Origin of the sequence: Enterobacter cloacae complex sp. P17RS (genome assembly GCF_014895885.1) — a bacterium.
In the GTDB taxonomy this organism is placed as follows: Bacteria; Pseudomonadota; Gammaproteobacteria; order Enterobacterales; family Enterobacteriaceae; genus Enterobacter; species Enterobacter bugandensis.
The window spans coordinates 161,620-176,777 of sequence record NZ_JADBQK010000022.1 but is presented as its reverse complement, the minus strand read 5'-3'; the positions used below and the strand labels follow the sequence as shown (position 1 = coordinate 176,777).

Here is a 15,158-nt window from a genome sequence, read left to right as displayed (position 1 = left end):
GTGAAGACAAAACAAAGATCTTATTTACCGATAAACTCAGCCAGGTTGGACTGGTCTACGCCCACGTAAGGCACGCGAACGATTTTGTTGTCAATTTTCCAGTTGGTGCCATCCGCCGCGCCTTTACCGTCGGCAAGGTTTTTCGCCAGATCGAAGGTCGCTTTCGCCTGGTTGTTGGCATCGTTCAGAACGGTACCGGCCATCGCGCCAGATTTAACCAGCGCCAGCGCTTCCGGCAGGGCATCCACGCCAAATACCGGGATGGACGATTTATTGTGGGCTTTCAGCGCTTCAACCGCACCCATTGCCATCGCATCGTTGTTGGCAATGACCACTTCGATTTTGTTCGCGTTCGGGCCAGACAGCCACGCGTCCATCTTATCTTTCGCCTGAGCGGTGTCCCACATCGCGGTATCTAACGCCAGCTGCTGGGTTTTCAGACCCTTGTCGTTCAGCTCTTTGATAACATAGGTGGTACGCGCTTCAGCATCCGGGTGGCCAGGCTCACCTTTCAGCAGCACGAACTGGATCTGACCGTCTTTGTTCAGGTCCCAGTTCGGGTTCGCCGCCCAGTGCTTCGCGATCAGATCGCCCTGAATAATGCCGGACTCTTTAGAGTCAGTACCGACGTAATACGCTTTGTCATAGCTGTCCAGCGCTTTACGGGAAGGTTCTTTGTTGAAGAAGACGATTGGCACGTTCTGGCCGCGCGCTTTCTCAATAACCGTGCCTGCTGCAGCCGGGTCAACCAGGTTGATCGCCAGGGCCTTAACGCCTTTAGCCAGCAGAACGTCGATCTGATCGTTCTGTTTGGACTGGTCGTTCTGGGAGTCATTCATCAGCAGCTGTACGTCTGGCGCTGCTTTCGCATCTTTCTCAATTGCTTTACGTACAACAGACATGAAGTTGTCGTCGTATTTATAGATGGTCACACCAATACGGGTATCCGCAGCGTGCGCTGCTGCACCAAAAAGCATGCTTGCCATTACAGCAGACAGGGTCAACACCTTCTTATTCATGGTATCTCCGGTTTTTTATGCAGGGTAGTTCTTGTGAATAACGATCGGCAGGCAGGTGTTAATAAAACGTTACTGACAGCCGACGTTCACTTATAAAATTTCTATCTTCCGTGGTCGGTAACGCTCCAGAAATGCGTTTTATTCGTTGTTTGCGGCACATTGGCTATGGTGAAAGCGAATAATCACCGTTACATAGCGTTTCAGCCCCTAAAACGCTGACATCATAGTCAGCGCCTTGTTAAGATACTGTGAATTTACTCACAGATTGAAAACGGTTACATCACCTGGTGTAATCAGTTAGTGATCGGAACCACAATTTGCCGGGCGGCGACGGAATGACGACGCACCAGCGTCGGCATGAAGCAGTGAGTCGCCCCCGGATCCAGCAGCCCTGCCGCTCCCTGTAGCGCCAGCTCGGTCGCCAGTTTTGCCATAGAAGCAATGGGATAGCGCACCGTAGTCAGCTGCGGGTCGGTGTAACGGGCAATCGGAATATCATCGAAACCAATCAATGACAAATGCTGTGGCACCGCAATGCCGTTATCCTTCAGCGCAGTCAGCGCACCTGCCGCCATGCTGTCGTTATAGGCAAACACGGCAGAAAGCTGCAGATTGCGGCCCAGCAGTTCCACCATTGCCGCCTCACCGCCCTGCATATCCGGCGTGCCGGTGCCAATCCAGCTTTCTGATGGCGTAATACCGTGCTCTTTCAGGGCGTTTTGCCACCCCTCACGCCGCAGCTCGTCATCTTCAATGTGATGGCTGGAGGCCAGATAGCCGATCCGCTGATGACCGTTATTGATGAGCATTTTGGTGGCCATCATGGCGCCGCTGACGTTATCCAGCCCGACACAGCGGTGGGCATAGCCCGGGACGATGCGGTTGATCAACACCATGCCCGGGATCTGCTCCATAAACCCGACCAGCTCTTCATCGCTTAAGGCTTTTGAGTGAACAATCAGGGCGTTGCAGCGCTGACGGATCAGTACTTCAATGGCATAACGCTCCTTTTCCGCCTCGTGATAGCTGTTGCCAATCAGCACGTATTTCTGATGCTGCTGGGCGACCACATCGACCGCTTTCACCAGCGCACCGAAAAAGGCATCCGAGACATCCATTACCACCACGCCGATGGTATCGCTGACCTGTGTTGCCAGCGCCTGCGCGTTGGCATTTGGCCGGTACCCGAGTTGAGTCACGGCTTTCATTACGGTTTCACGGGTTTCAGGGCTGACCAGCGCGCTGTTGTTCAGCACGCGGGAGACGGTAGCCACAGAAACGCCCGCCAGACGGGCGACGTCACGAATGGTGATCATATTCACCATCCTTCAAAGAATTGCAGCAACTCACAGACACCCCCTGTGTTTAGCAAGGTGGCTATTTTGGCAGCGAGAGAAAGGGGACTACGTGAAGAAGCTCACACTCATGAAAACGCTTACATCCGTTTTGTTAATGATTGTGATCCAGATCGTTATCTGGATGTATTACTCAATGATACCCCCGAAGCATGTGCGGTTAACTGACGCCACACCCACTCCAGCGGTCCCTGGCGGAAATAACGCAGCCAGATGACAGAAAACGCCAGGTTTACTATCCAGACCGGAATAACAAACGCCAGTAGTCCGAGGCGGTCGAATTTCATAAACAGGCCAAAGCGATAGAAAATCGTGGTGCAGATCAGCGTCTGCAGGAGGTAATTACTTAACGCCATCCGCCCAACGCAGGCTACGGCGCTGACGATCCACAGGCGAGAAAGCTGCGGCCAGAAACCATAGATCAGCGCCGCATAACCGATGGTCTGGAACGGCGCGCTCAATTCACGCGGCGCCTGCAGCAGGAACGCGCACCAGCGGTAATCCCAGTGAAGGTGCCACTGCGCCATCACCGCCGGAAGGTTAATCAGCACGCCCAGCAGAACCAGCCCCGCGCCGGTGCGGCGGTAGTGACGCAGGCTGAATTCCCCTTTCAGCCAGCCGGTGCGCATCAGTGACGCGCCCATCAGCATCATGCCCGCCAGCTGCCAGCCGTATTGCGCCCCCAGGGCAAGCAGATTGTCGCCCAGCATATCCGCACGGTTGCTTATCGCTTCCGTACCGCCCTTCAGCTTCCAGTACTGCTCGTACTGGAGGTTAGCGGCGTCCGGGATCCAGGAACGGTTTGTGGCGTCACCGGAGATCAGCCCCAGCAAAAGCAGTACGCCGAGTCCCATGAGATAGAGCATCACGCCGGTGTTAAACAGGCTTTTCACGCTGTGCGCGTCGCGAATCAGCCGCCAGCAGATTAGCCCGACTAACCCATAAGCGAGAAGAATATCACCATCCCAGAAGAACAGGCCGTGGATAAAGCCGAGAATTGCCAGCAGCGTTAAGCGCGACTGGATCCAGCGCGTGCCGCGTTTGAGCAGAAGCTGCAGGCCCGCGCCAAACAGCAGCGCAAACAGCGTGAGGAATTTAACCTGGGCAAACAGGTCGAGGATCGCCCACGTCCAGGCATCACTGCGGGTGATGTCGCCGTACCAGGCGGGATTGAGGTAAGCGGCCTTCGGCAGACCGAAGGCGCTGATATTCAGCAGCAGGATACCCAGAATGGCGACGCCGCGAACAAAATCGAGCGTGACGTTTCGCTCCATGGTCCCTGCCCTGTCTGATTAGTTGTGGTGACGCACGGCGCGCAGGAACTCCTGGCGGGTGTTCTGGCTCGATTTAAACAGGCCGCCCAGCGAGGTGGTGGTGGTCGCGCTGGTCGCATCACGCACGCCGCGCGCTTTCACGCAGTAGTGCACCGCATCAATAGAGACCGCCACGTTATTGGTACCCAGCAGCGTTTGCAGCGCGATCAGGATCTGCTGCGTCAGACGCTCCTGAACCTGCGGACGCTGCGCGAAGAACTGCACAATACGGTTGATCTTCGACAGGCCAATCACCGTGTCTTTCGGGATATACGCCACGGTCGCTTTACCGTCGATGGTCACGAAATGGTGCTCGCAGGTGCTGGTCAGCGTAATATCACGGACCGTCACCATCTCATCCACCTTCATCTTGTTTTCGATGACGGTAATTTTCGGGAAGTTGGCGTAATCCAGTCCGGAGAAAATTTCATCAACGTACATTTTCGCGATACGCTTGGGCGTCTCCATCAGGCTGTCATCGCTCAGATCGAGATTCAGCAGTTGCATGATCTCGGTCATATGCCCGGAAATCAGACTTTTACGGGTTTCATTGTCCATATCCTGAACGGGCGGACGCAGTGGCGTTTCAAGACCGCGCGCGAGCAGGGCTTCGTGGACCAGGGCAGCTTCTTTACTGAGTGATGACATTTTGTTCTCCTGCAGGTGTGGCGTCTTTCGCCCTCGTTGTGGCAAAAGTATGCGCTCATTGTGCGTGAGGCGACGCACATAATCCAGTATTCACGACGATAATTATTGCAATTGCTGTTGCCTTTCAGCGTGGCGATTCCAGACCAGGGTACCTGCGACAAACAGCGCAACGCCAGCCAGCCCCAGCGCAGGCTCCAGCCGGTGGGTTAGCCAGGTTGATAACGCCGAGGTCACCGGCCCCACCAATTGCCCGATGGCATACCCGGTGGTGAGCAGCCCCGCCATATAGCGCGTGTGGTTCGGTGCCAGTTCGCGGCCGTATAAAAGAGAGAGCTGCACCGCGCAGAGGAACCCGCCGCCGACCAGCAGCCCGCCCGTCAGCAAGCCGCCAATGCCCGGCAGCAGCCAGGCCGCCAGCACGCCCGCCCCCTGTAACCACAGCACTATCGCCAGCCTGCGGTTAGCCGTTGAGGTGTGGCGCAAAAGAATGCTGAGCGCAATCCCCACCACGGCCGCGGCACCAAAAATCGGCCAGACAAACTGGGCAAACAGGCTGCCGGGAAAACGCACCGCCGCCATTTGCGAAAGGAAGGTCGCCGGAAGGATATAGCCAAATCCCGCCAGGCTGTAGCTCCAGACCAGGCGCTTGAGATCCGTCGTCAGCAACAGCGGCTCTGGCGCGCTGCCGGGTCGATGAAGCTGTCCGGAACGCGGCAGATAGCGCGCCACCAGCGCGACCAATACCAGCGCCAGCACGCCGTAGATTTGCCACGCCGCACCGGCCGAAAGGGATTTAGCCTGAATATAGACCGCGAGCAGGCCGCTCAGGGCGATGCCCGCGCCAGGACCGGCAAACACGGCAGCGCTGAGCCCCGGTTTACCCAACTGCCCCAGCCGCTCGTTGCTCCAGGCGGCAATCAGCACCATTGACCAGCCGCTCATGCAGCCAATCACAAAGCGCAGCAGGCCGTGCACAACCGCGTTATCCGCGGCGGCGGAGAGCAGGGTCAGCGCAACCGCACCGGTGATGCCAAGCCAGAGTCGCGTTTCAACAAAGCGGTGCGCCCGCATGGCATCCCACGCGCCCACCAGATAGCCCAGATAATTCATCGCCGCCACCAGACCTGCGCTGGTGAGCGTGAGTTGCCCGGCGGCAATCATCAGTGGCACCTGAGGCGTAAAGGCGAAGCGCCCTATCCCCATCGCCACCACCAGAACGACAAACCCACTAAGCGCAATACGCAGCGCCATGACCGCTCCAATTGTTAAAGAAAAGTAAATTTATGATGCAGCATCTCGCCGTTCCGCGAAAGTGAAAGTTGCTCACAGGTAAATGAAAACGCTGTATTATGGCTCTAATGAATAGCTATTCTCATTAAGGAGCCCTGCATGGAACTGCTCGAAGAGCACCGTTGTTTTGAAGGTCGACAGCAGCGCTGGCGGCACGACTCCACCACGCTGAACTGCGCCATGACGTTCAGCATTTTCCTGCCGCCGACGGAAAATCCGCCGGTTCTGTTCTGGCTTTCAGGCCTGACGTGTAATGACGAAAACTTCACCACCAAAGCGGGCGCGCAGCGTATTGCGGCCGAGCTGGGCATTGCGCTGGTGATGCCCGACACCAGCCCGCGCGGCGATGATGTGACGGACGATGCCGGGTACGATCTGGGCAAAGGTGCCGGATTTTATCTCAACGCCACCGAGCAGCCGTGGGCGAGCCATTACCGCATGTATGACTACATTCGCGACGAGCTGCCAGCGCTGATTAAGGCCGAATTTACGGTGAGCGACCGCTGCGCCATCAGCGGGCACTCCATGGGCGGGCACGGGGCGTTAATCATGGCGCTGAAAAACCCGGGGAAATACACCAGCGTCTCTGCGTTCGCGCCGATTGTGAACCCAACGCAGGTGCCGTGGGGACAAAAAGCTTTCACAAACTATCTGGGTAAAGATGAAGAGAAATGGCAGGAATGGGACAGCTGCGCGCTGATGCTGGCAAGCCGGACGGAAGATGCGATTCCGATGCTTATCGACCAGGGTGATGCGGATCAGTTTCTCGCCGGACAGTTACAGCCTGCGGTTCTGGCTGAAGCGGCGCGCCAGAAGGACTGGCCGCTGACGCTGCGCATTCAGGCGGGATACGATCACAGCTATTACTTTATGGCGTCCTTTATTGAAGATCATCTCCGCTTCCATGCGGAACATCTGTTCAGGTAAGTTCAGCCTTTTTGCCCGGTAGCCTCCTGCATACCGGGCCTTTCCCCTCCCCTCATTTACATAGTTCTATCCGCTTGAATCCAGGCTGGTTTCCTTTCACCTCCTTCAAACACAAATGATTTCAATTATCATTTGTGTTTACAATTCTTCATTCTTTTGTACAATTCCAGGCTCTTCTCCATCTTAAAGAGTTCTTAAAAGACAAAAACATACAGTTCTCAGGGTTATCCCGATGGAGTTTTATTCATTTTTATACGGAATGTACAAATGACAATACCCCGCATTAAGCTCCTGGCCGTCGCCGTTGGCGCTGCCACATTCACCCCTCTCGTTCACGCAGCCGATCAGGACACCGTTGTCGTCACCGCGACGGGTTTTGAACAAAAGATCCAGAATGCCCCTGCCTCCATCTCTGTTATTTCGAAACAGCAGATTGAAGATAAAGCCTACCGTGATGTTACCGATGCCCTGAGAGACGTCCCGGGCGTGGTCGTCACCGGCGGCGGGAGTAGCAGTGATATCAGCATTCGCGGCATGGCATCTCAGTACACCTTGTTCCTCGTGAACGGCAAACGCGTCAGTACGCGAAGCACCCGCCCAAACAGCGACAACTCGGGTATTGAACAAGGCTGGCTGCCGCCGCTGGAGTCCATTGAGCGCATTGAGGTTATCCGCGGCCCGATGTCCTCACTTTACGGCTCCGATGCGATGGGTGGCGTCATCAACGTCATTACCAAAAAAGTCTCAAACACTAAAGCCTGGACCGGTTCGTTGCACGGCGATGCAACCTTCCAGGAAAACCATGATTCCGGCGATATCTTCCAGACCAACGCCTACGCTTCTGGTCCCCTGATTGACGGTCTGCTTGGCGCAAAAGTGACGGGGCTGTTGTCACGCCGCGCCGAAGATAAAATCGTGAACGGGTATAACGAGCAGAAAATGCGTAACGGTGGCATTACCCTGAACTTCACCCCGGATGAGAAGAACGATTTCGATCTTGATTTTGCTCGCGAGCTTCAGGACAGAAACAGCACGCCAGGGATGTCGAAAGCGGCTGAAACCTGCCGGGGAACGACCTGTAAGCCAAATACTAAAAGCGACTCACGCTATGAGCACACAACTTACTCCTTAACCCACAGCGGGTATTACGACGACTTCAATACCACCAGCTATATCCAGCAGGAAGAGACCAATAATCCAGGTCGCAAAATGCGCTCGTATAACACCACCTTCAACAACCAGAACCAGATTTTCCTCGGCGATCATACGTTGACCCTCGGCGGGCAGTATCGGTATGAGAAACTGCGCGACGAGGGCAATCAGCTGGAAGCTGCGGACGGCCTGAACAAACTGACGCGCTGGAGCTGGGCCCTGTTTGCCGAAGATGAATGGTCAATGACGGAAAGCTTTACATTGACCGGCGGCCTGCGTATGGACAAAGACCAAAACTACGGGACGAACTGGACGCCGCGCGGTTACGGCGTATGGCACCTGGCCGATCACTGGACGTTGAAAGGCGGGGTTTCGGCTGGCTATCGTGCGCCGGATCTGCGGCAGTCGTCTGCCAGTTGGGGCCAGGTAACGGGTGGCGGCCGTCTTGACGGTATCATCGTTGGCAACCCGGATCTGAAACCAGAGAAGAGCCTGAGCGAAGAGCTCGCCCTGCTCTGGGATAACAACGATAACCTGAATGCCGGCGTGACGCTGTTTAATACCGACTTCAAGGACAAGATTACGGAAGTTCGCCGCTGTAACAGCAGCGCCGATCCCGCCTGTACGATTGGCGATCACAGCTATGATTTCGTGAGCGACCGCGTTAACGTGGACAAAGCCAACATGCGCGGCGTGGAGTCCTCCTTCGGCTGGAAAATCTCGCGCGATGTAAACTGGACCGCAAACTATACCTATACCGAATCTGAGCAGAAGAGCGGTCAGTTCTCAGGCAAGCCGCTGAACAAGATGCCGAAGCACATGTTCAACACCACCCTGGACTGGCAGGCGACGCCCGACGTAGGTTTCTGGAGCCGTCTGAACCTTCGCGGTAAAACGTCTGAGTACCTGAGCCGCACGTCAATGTCCCAGGGCACACCGTCCTACACTCAGGTTGATGTCGGTCTGCGCTACAACGCGAACAAAAACCTGCTGGTTACCGCCGGTGTGTATAACGTGCTGGATAAGCAGATTGACTACGACACGTATGACACCGTGCTGGACGGGCGTCGCTATACGGTTGGCATGACCTACAGCTTCTGATCTGCCCATAAAAAAGCCCGCTCGGTTGAGCGGGCTGAAAGAGAGGAAGCGCGGTTATTGTTTAAATCGTTCCGGGAAATCCATTTCACTGTAGCGAACGAAGCGGGTTCCTTTCGTCAGTTTGTAGCCAAACCAGATGATCAGGAACAGCGGAATACCAATGTAGGTCGCCGTGACGGCACCCCAGTCAATGGTGTCCGCAAGGAAGGCCTCATAGTTCTGACCCAGAGTAATGATCAGGCACAGAACGAAGGCGAAAATCGGCCCCAGCGGGAAGAACCCTGAACGGTACGGCAGGTTATTCAGGTCATGACCCTGCATGACGTAGCCGCGACGGAAACGGTAGTGGCTGATGGCAATGCCCAGCCAGGCGATAAAGCCCGTCATCCCGGAGGTGTTAAGCAGCCACAGGTACACCGTCTGGTTGCCGAACATGGAGGTCAGGAAGCACAGGCCGGCAATCACCGTGGTGGCATACAGCGCGTTGCGCGGTACGCCGCCGCGGGACAGTTTCGAGAAAATGCGTGGCGCTTTGCCGTCGCAGGCCAGGGTATAAAGCATACGGGTGGAGGCGTACATGCCGGAGTTACCCGCCGACAGCACCGCCGTCAGGATCACCGCATTCATTACCGCCGCCGCTGAGAGCAGGCCCGCGTGCTGGAAGACCAGGGTGAACGGGCTGACGCTGATGTCTTTCACGTCGTTACGCAGCAGGCTTGGATCGGTATACGGAATGATCAGGCTGATAATCAAAATAGCGAACACGTAGAACAGCAGGATACGCCAGAACACCTGACGCACCGCGCGCGGAATGTTCTTCTCCGGGTTTTCGGATTCACCGGCCGCAATACCAATCAGCTCCGTTCCCTGGAAGGAGAAGCCGACAATCATCGCCACGCCAATCATCGCCGAGAAGCCCCCGGCAAACGGCGCATCGCCGATGGTCCAGTTACTCCAGCCCGCAGGTTCAGCCCCTTTGAAAATACCCACGATCATCGCCACGCCGACGACGATAAAGATGATGACGGTGGCCACTTTGATCAAAGAGAACCAGTATTCCGCTTCGCCAAAGCCGCGCACGGAGATGTAGTTCAGCAGGAAGATGACGGCGAGGAACAGGGCGCTCCAGATCCAGCCCGGCGTGTCCGGGAACCACCAGGTCATCACCAGCTGCGCGGCGACGAGGTCCACGGCGATGGTGACGGCCCAGTTGTACCAGTAGTTCCAGCCCAGCGCGAAGCCGAAGCCTTCCTCAACGTATTTTTGTCCGTAGGTCGAAAACGAACCTGACACCGGCATGTATGCCGCCAGTTCGCCCAGGCTGGTCATCAGGAAATAAACCATCAGGCCAATCAGGATATAAGAGAATAATGCCCCACCCGGGCCGGCTGCCGAAATCGTTGCGCCAGAGGCAACGAAAAGACCTGTACCGATTGAGCCGCCAATGGCGATCATCGTCAGGTGACGCGCCTTGAGTTCACGACGTAGCGTGGGCGCTTCTGTGGTTTTAGTTTCTGAAACCATGTGAAAATGCTGTCCATTTAATAAATGAGGCGCGATTGTAGCAGACGATCTGCGTTCCTTCCGGCAGAAATACCCTGTTATAAGAGAGCTTCATGACGCGTCCAGGATTATAAGTAACGCATTATTTTTCCCTCTCCCCTTTGGGGTGAGGGGCGCTTTTACATCTCGCAGTAGCGCAGAAAACGCTGCAGCGAACTGGACAGGTGTTTCTGACGATGGTGGATGCACCACAGCGTGCGCACCAGTTTTGGCAGCGGAACGGGGATTTCCACCAGCGATCCGGTCTCCAGCTGTTCGGCAATCACCCGCCGGGAAAGACAGCTGATGCCCAGGCCATGACGCACCGCGTGCTTAATCGCCTCTGAGTTTCCCAGCTCCATTCCCAGCTGGAAATGCGGCAGATGCGACAGCAGCAGGTAGTCGACAATCTCACGCGTGCCGGAACCCTGCTCGCGGAGGATCCACTGCGCCTGCGCCAGCCGCTCCAGCGTCACCTCACCCTGCAATAACGACGAGGCCGGAGACGCAAACACTACCAGCTCATCCTCCAGCCAGGGCTCGGCAATGATATCGACGTTGTGGCAAGGACCTTCGATAAGTCCGATATCCACGCGGAAATCAATCACCGCGTTGATCACGTCCTGGCTGTTACCCACGCTCAACTCCAGCGGCAGGGTCGGGAAATCCCGGCGGTAGCGGGCAATCACTTCCGGCAGGATGTAGTTGCCGATGGTGCTGCTGGCAAATACGCGGATCGCGCCGTTGTCCTCGCGGAACAGCTGCTCGATTTCAATAGCCTGCTCCAGCAGCGCCAGCGCGCGCGGGTAAAGCAGGCGGCCATGTTCGTTGACCACCAGTCGCTTCCCTACCCTGTCAAACAGCTGGACGCCCAACTGGCCTTCGAGATCGGTCAACGCCGCGCTGACGGCAGACTGCGAGAGCGCCAGCATTTGTGACGCCTGGGTCGTCGAGCCGCTTTTCAGCACCTCGGCAAACACTTCCAGCTGACGCAATGTAATGTGCATGGTTGCTTACCACTTATAAAGATTGATTATAAATATATAATCAATTTTATTTTTAAGCCAGTGCGCCGTAACCTTTAGCCAGACAAAGGAGAAGGTTATGTCAGATATCACCTTACAACATCATCGTACAGTGTGGCACTTCGTGCCCGGCCTTGCGCTCAGCGCCGTCGTCACCGGCGTGGCCTTATGGGGTGGCAGTATTCCGGCAGTGGCCGGTGCAGGGTTCAGCGCGTTAACGCTGGCCATTTTGCTCGGCATGGTGGTCGGGAACACCGTTTACCCCCACATCTGGAAATCCTGCGACGGCGGCGTGATTTTCGCCAAGCAGCATTTATTACGTCTCGGGATTATCCTTTACGGCTTCCGTCTCACCTTTTCGCAGATTGCGGACGTGGGCGTCAGCGGGATTGCCATTGACGTCCTGACGCTGACCAGCACCTTTTTACTGGCGTGCTTTATCGGTCAGAAAGTGTTTGGCCTGGATAAGCAAACCAGCTGGTTAATCGGCGCAGGCAGCAGCATCTGCGGCGCGGCGGCAGTGCTGGCGACGGAGCCGGTCGTTAAAGCCGAAGCCAGTAAAGTGACGGTGGCGGTCGCGACGGTGGTTATCTTCGGTACGCTGGCAATCTTCCTGTATCCGGCCATGTACCCGCTGGTGGCGCACTGGTTTAGCCCGGAAACCTACGGCATCTATATTGGCTCAACCATGCACGAAGTGGCGCAGGTGGTGGCGGCAGGTCACGCCATTAACCCGGAAGCGGAAAACGCAGCGGTCATTGCCAAAATGCTGCGCGTGATGATGCTGGCCCCGTTCCTGATTTTCCTCGCGGCCCGTGTTAAACAGCTGGCACCGGCTGGCGGCAGCGAGAAGAGCAAAATCACCATTCCGTGGTTTGCGATCCTGTTCATTGTGGTCGCTATCTTTAACTCCTTCCACCTGCTGCCAAAAGCGGTAGTGGAGATGCTGGTGACGCTGGATACGGTGCTGCTGGCGATGGCGATGGCGGCGCTGGGGGTGACGACGCACGTCAGCGCGCTGAAAAAAGCCGGTGCGAAGCCGCTGCTGATGGCGCTGGTGCTCTTCATCTGGCTGATTGTCGGCGGCGGTGCGATTAACCTCGCCGTGCACAGCCTGATGGCATAAACCATCTCGTCCTTCTCCTGTTAACCCGCTATCATAAGCGTTTCGGGTTAACAGGAGTTTTTGTATGAAATACGTTGGAGCGCACGTCAGCGCTGCAGGTGGCCTGGCGAATGCCGCCATTCGCGCCGCCGAAATTGAGGCGACCGCTTTCGCCCTGTTCACCAAAAACCAGCGCCAGTGGCGCGCCGCGCCGCTCACCGCTGAGGTCATTGACGATTTCAAAGCCGCCTGTGAAAAATACCATTACGGGCCGGGTCAGATCCTTCCCCACGACAGCTATCTGATTAACCTCGGGCATCCGGTGCAGGAAGCGCTGGATAAGTCCCGCGAGGCGTTCCTTGATGAAGTGCAGCGCTGCGAACAGCTCGGGCTGACGCTGCTGAACTTCCATCCGGGTAGTCATCTGATGCAGATTGATGAAGATGCCTGTCTGGCGCGCATTGCCGAATCCATCAACATGACGCTGGATAAGACCAAAGGCGTCACCGCAGTGATTGAAAACACGGCTGGTCAGGGCAGCAACCTCGGCTTTAGGTTTGAACATCTGGCGGCAATCATTGACGGCGTGGAAGATAAGTCTCGCGTGGGCGTATGCATTGATACCTGCCACGCGTTTGCCGCCGGGTATGACCTGCGCACCACCGAGGCCACGAAAAATACTTTCGAGGAGTTCGAGCGCGTTGTTGGCTTTAAATATCTTCGCGGTATGCACCTGAACGATGCGAAAAGCGCGTTCGGCAGCCGCGTTGACCGCCACCACAGCCTGGGCGAAGGCAATATCGGTCACGATGCCTTCCGCTTTATTATGCAGGACGCCCGCTTCGACGGTATTCCGATGGTGCTGGAAACCATCAATCCGGATATCTGGGCGGAGGAGATTGCCTGGCTGAAGGCTCAGCAAACCGCAGAACAGGCGGCATAAAAAAAGCCGGGTTGCATTAGCACCCGGCTTTTTTATTGCTTAGTGCTTACGCTGCTTTTGCCACAACTTCCGCTTCCGGACGTTTCAGCACCGCGTAAGACAGGCCTGCCACCAGCGTACCGGCAACAATCGCCAGCAGATAACCCAGTACTGGGGTGATGGCGCCAGGGATCAGCAGGACGAACAGACCGCCGTGCGGCGCCATCAGCTTCGCGCCAATCGCCATGGAGATGGCACCCGTTACCGCGCCGCCGACGATACAGCACGGCAGAACACGCATTGGGTCACGCGCCGCGAACGGAATCGCACCTTCTGTGATGAAGCACAGGCCCAGCACCAGCGCCGCTTTACCGCCTTCCTGCTGCGCTTTGTCGAACTTACGACGGGCAATAATCGTCGCCAGGCCAAGCGCCAGCGGTGGCACCATACCGGCCGCCATGATCGCCGCCATCGGCGCGTAAGTCTGGGTACTCAGCAGGCCAACGCCAAAGGCGTATGCCGCTTTGTTCACCGGGCCACCCATGTCGGTACACATCATGCCGCCGAGGATTGCGCCCAGCAGCACCGCGTTCGCCGTGCCCATGGTTTGCAGCCAGTGGGTCAGGCCCGCCAGGATACCCGCAACCGGCTTACCAATCAGGTAGATCATCGCCAGACCGACCACCAGGCTGGAGATGAGCGGAATGATCAGGATTGGCTTCAGCGCCTCCATACTCTGCGGCAGCTTCAGCTTCGAGCTAATCAGCTTCGCGACGTAACCCGCGAGGAAACCGGCGATGATACCGCCAATAAAGCCGGAGCCGGTGCTCACCGCCAGCATACCGCCGATAAGACCCGGGGTCAGACCCGGACGGTCAGCAATGGAGAAGGCGATAAAGCCCGCCAGCACCGGCACCATCAGCGCGAACGCTGAACCGCCGCCGATCTGCATCAGCGCAGCCGCAAGCGTCCCTTCTTCTTTAAATGCCGTAATACCAAACGCGAACGACAGTGCGATACACAGGCCGCCCGCAACCACCATCGGCAGCATGTAGGACACGCCGGTCAGCAGGTGACGGTATGCGCCCGCAGACTCTTTTTTGCCTTCGGTCGGCGTTTTTACTGCGCCGGTGGCCTGATACGGTTTGGCTTCTGCCAGGGCCTTATCAAACTCCTGCGCGGTCTTTTTCAGCGCCAGGCCGGTAGAGGTGCGGTACATCGGTTTGCCGGCAAATTTCGCCAGATCCACTTCGATATCTGCCGCCACAATCACCAGATCGGCCTCAGCGACCTCTTCCGGCGTAATGGCATTGCCCGCCCCCACGGAGCCACGGGTTTCAACCTTCACCCACCAGCCGCGTTTTTTCGCTTCGGTTTCAATGGCTTCAGCCGCCATAAAGGTGTGCGCCACGCCCGTCGGGCAGGCCGTGACCGCGACAACGCGTTTCGGACCCGAGGCCGCAGCAGGAGCCGCCGCGACAGGCGCGCTGTAGACGGTCGCGTGACCTTTCGCTTCGCTCAGGAACAGTTCCGGGTGTGCCACCGCGCGATTAATATCGCCCAGCCACACTTTTTTGCCGTTCAGCGCGCTGTCAGCGGGAATTTTATCGCCCAGGACAATCGCCAGTTCGGCATCGCCTGGGTTATCAATGATGTCCAGGTGTGCTTTTTGTGCCGCCGCGCCCAGCAGGGTCTTCGCCATGTAGGCGCGAGCCTGTCCGAGACCGGAGTCAATGATCAGCAGCGTTTTCATTATTCC

At 56.8% G+C, this 15,158-nt stretch carries 12 protein-coding genes; 4 read left to right on the top strand and 8 right to left on the bottom strand.

The window, feature by feature from the left end:
- Positions 1 to 20 precede the first annotated feature (20 nt).
- From mglB to IM265_RS16895, 5 genes are all read right to left on the bottom strand, one after another.
- Positions 21 to 1,019 (bottom strand): galactose/glucose ABC transporter substrate-binding protein MglB, encoded by a 999-nt coding sequence (mglB, locus tag IM265_RS16915; RefSeq protein WP_008500923.1) that lies wholly within the window; start codon positions 1,017 to 1,019, stop codon positions 21 to 23.
- Positions 1,020 to 1,312: 293 nt separating this feature from the next.
- Positions 1,313 to 2,335 (bottom strand): HTH-type transcriptional regulator GalS, encoded by a 1,023-nt coding sequence (galS, locus tag IM265_RS16910; RefSeq protein WP_048960194.1) that lies wholly within the window; start codon positions 2,333 to 2,335, stop codon positions 1,313 to 1,315.
- A 155-nt stretch (positions 2,336 to 2,490) separates the two neighbouring features.
- Positions 2,491 to 3,648, bottom strand: coding sequence for a DUF418 domain-containing protein YeiB (yeiB, locus tag IM265_RS16905; protein WP_045259731.1), 1,158 nt, complete (start codon positions 3,646 to 3,648; stop codon positions 2,491 to 2,493).
- 18 nt (positions 3,649 to 3,666) lie between these two features.
- A complete protein-coding gene (gene folE, locus IM265_RS16900) occupies positions 3,667 to 4,335 on the bottom strand; it encodes a GTP cyclohydrolase I FolE (RefSeq protein ID WP_023330924.1) in 669 nt (222 codons plus the stop codon).
- A 102-nt stretch (positions 4,336 to 4,437) separates the two neighbouring features.
- Positions 4,438 to 5,586 (bottom strand): YbfB/YjiJ family MFS transporter, encoded by a 1,149-nt coding sequence (locus tag IM265_RS16895; RefSeq protein ID WP_193030470.1) that lies wholly within the window; start codon positions 5,584 to 5,586, stop codon positions 4,438 to 4,440.
- 138 nt (positions 5,587 to 5,724) lie between these two features.
- Here IM265_RS16895 and fghA point away from each other — a divergent pair, with 138 nt between their 5' ends.
- Positions 5,725 to 6,552 carry an S-formylglutathione hydrolase gene (gene fghA / locus IM265_RS16890; RefSeq protein ID WP_193030468.1) on the top strand — a complete coding sequence of 276 codons (828 nt, stop codon included), beginning with the start codon at positions 5,725 to 5,727 and terminating at the stop codon, positions 6,550 to 6,552.
- A gap of 267 nt (positions 6,553 to 6,819) precedes the next feature.
- Positions 6,820 to 8,805 carry a ligand-gated channel protein gene (locus IM265_RS16885; protein WP_028013864.1) on the top strand — a complete coding sequence of 662 codons (1,986 nt, stop codon included), beginning with the start codon at positions 6,820 to 6,822 and terminating at the stop codon, positions 8,803 to 8,805.
- Between the two features lie 54 nt (positions 8,806 to 8,859).
- Here the strand turns inward: IM265_RS16885 and IM265_RS16880 are convergent, their stop codons facing one another.
- Positions 8,860 to 10,329, bottom strand: a complete 1,470-nt coding sequence (locus tag IM265_RS16880; protein ID WP_028013865.1) for an amino acid permease — start codon at positions 10,327 to 10,329, stop codon at positions 8,860 to 8,862.
- Between the two features lie 158 nt (positions 10,330 to 10,487).
- Positions 10,488 to 11,354 (bottom strand): DNA-binding transcriptional regulator YeiE, encoded by an 867-nt coding sequence (yieE, locus tag IM265_RS16875; protein WP_028013866.1) that lies wholly within the window; start codon positions 11,352 to 11,354, stop codon positions 10,488 to 10,490.
- Positions 11,355 to 11,451: 97 nt separating this feature from the next.
- On the opposite strand from yieE, the gene IM265_RS16870 reads away from it, so the two are divergent.
- Positions 11,452 to 12,498: a YeiH family protein gene (locus IM265_RS16870; protein ID WP_100169957.1), complete on the top strand. Its 1,047-nt coding sequence runs from the start codon at positions 11,452 to 11,454 to the stop codon at positions 12,496 to 12,498.
- A 64-nt stretch (positions 12,499 to 12,562) separates the two neighbouring features.
- Positions 12,563 to 13,420: a deoxyribonuclease IV gene (gene nfo, locus IM265_RS16865; protein ID WP_041909003.1), complete on the top strand. Its 858-nt coding sequence runs from the start codon at positions 12,563 to 12,565 to the stop codon at positions 13,418 to 13,420.
- A 46-nt stretch (positions 13,421 to 13,466) separates the two neighbouring features.
- On the opposite strand, the gene fruA is transcribed toward nfo, so the two are convergent.
- Complete coding sequence (gene fruA, locus IM265_RS16860) at positions 13,467 to 15,152, bottom strand: PTS fructose transporter subunit IIBC (protein ID WP_049000371.1); 1,686 nt, start codon at positions 15,150 to 15,152, stop codon at positions 13,467 to 13,469.
- Positions 15,153 to 15,158 lie beyond the last annotated feature (6 nt).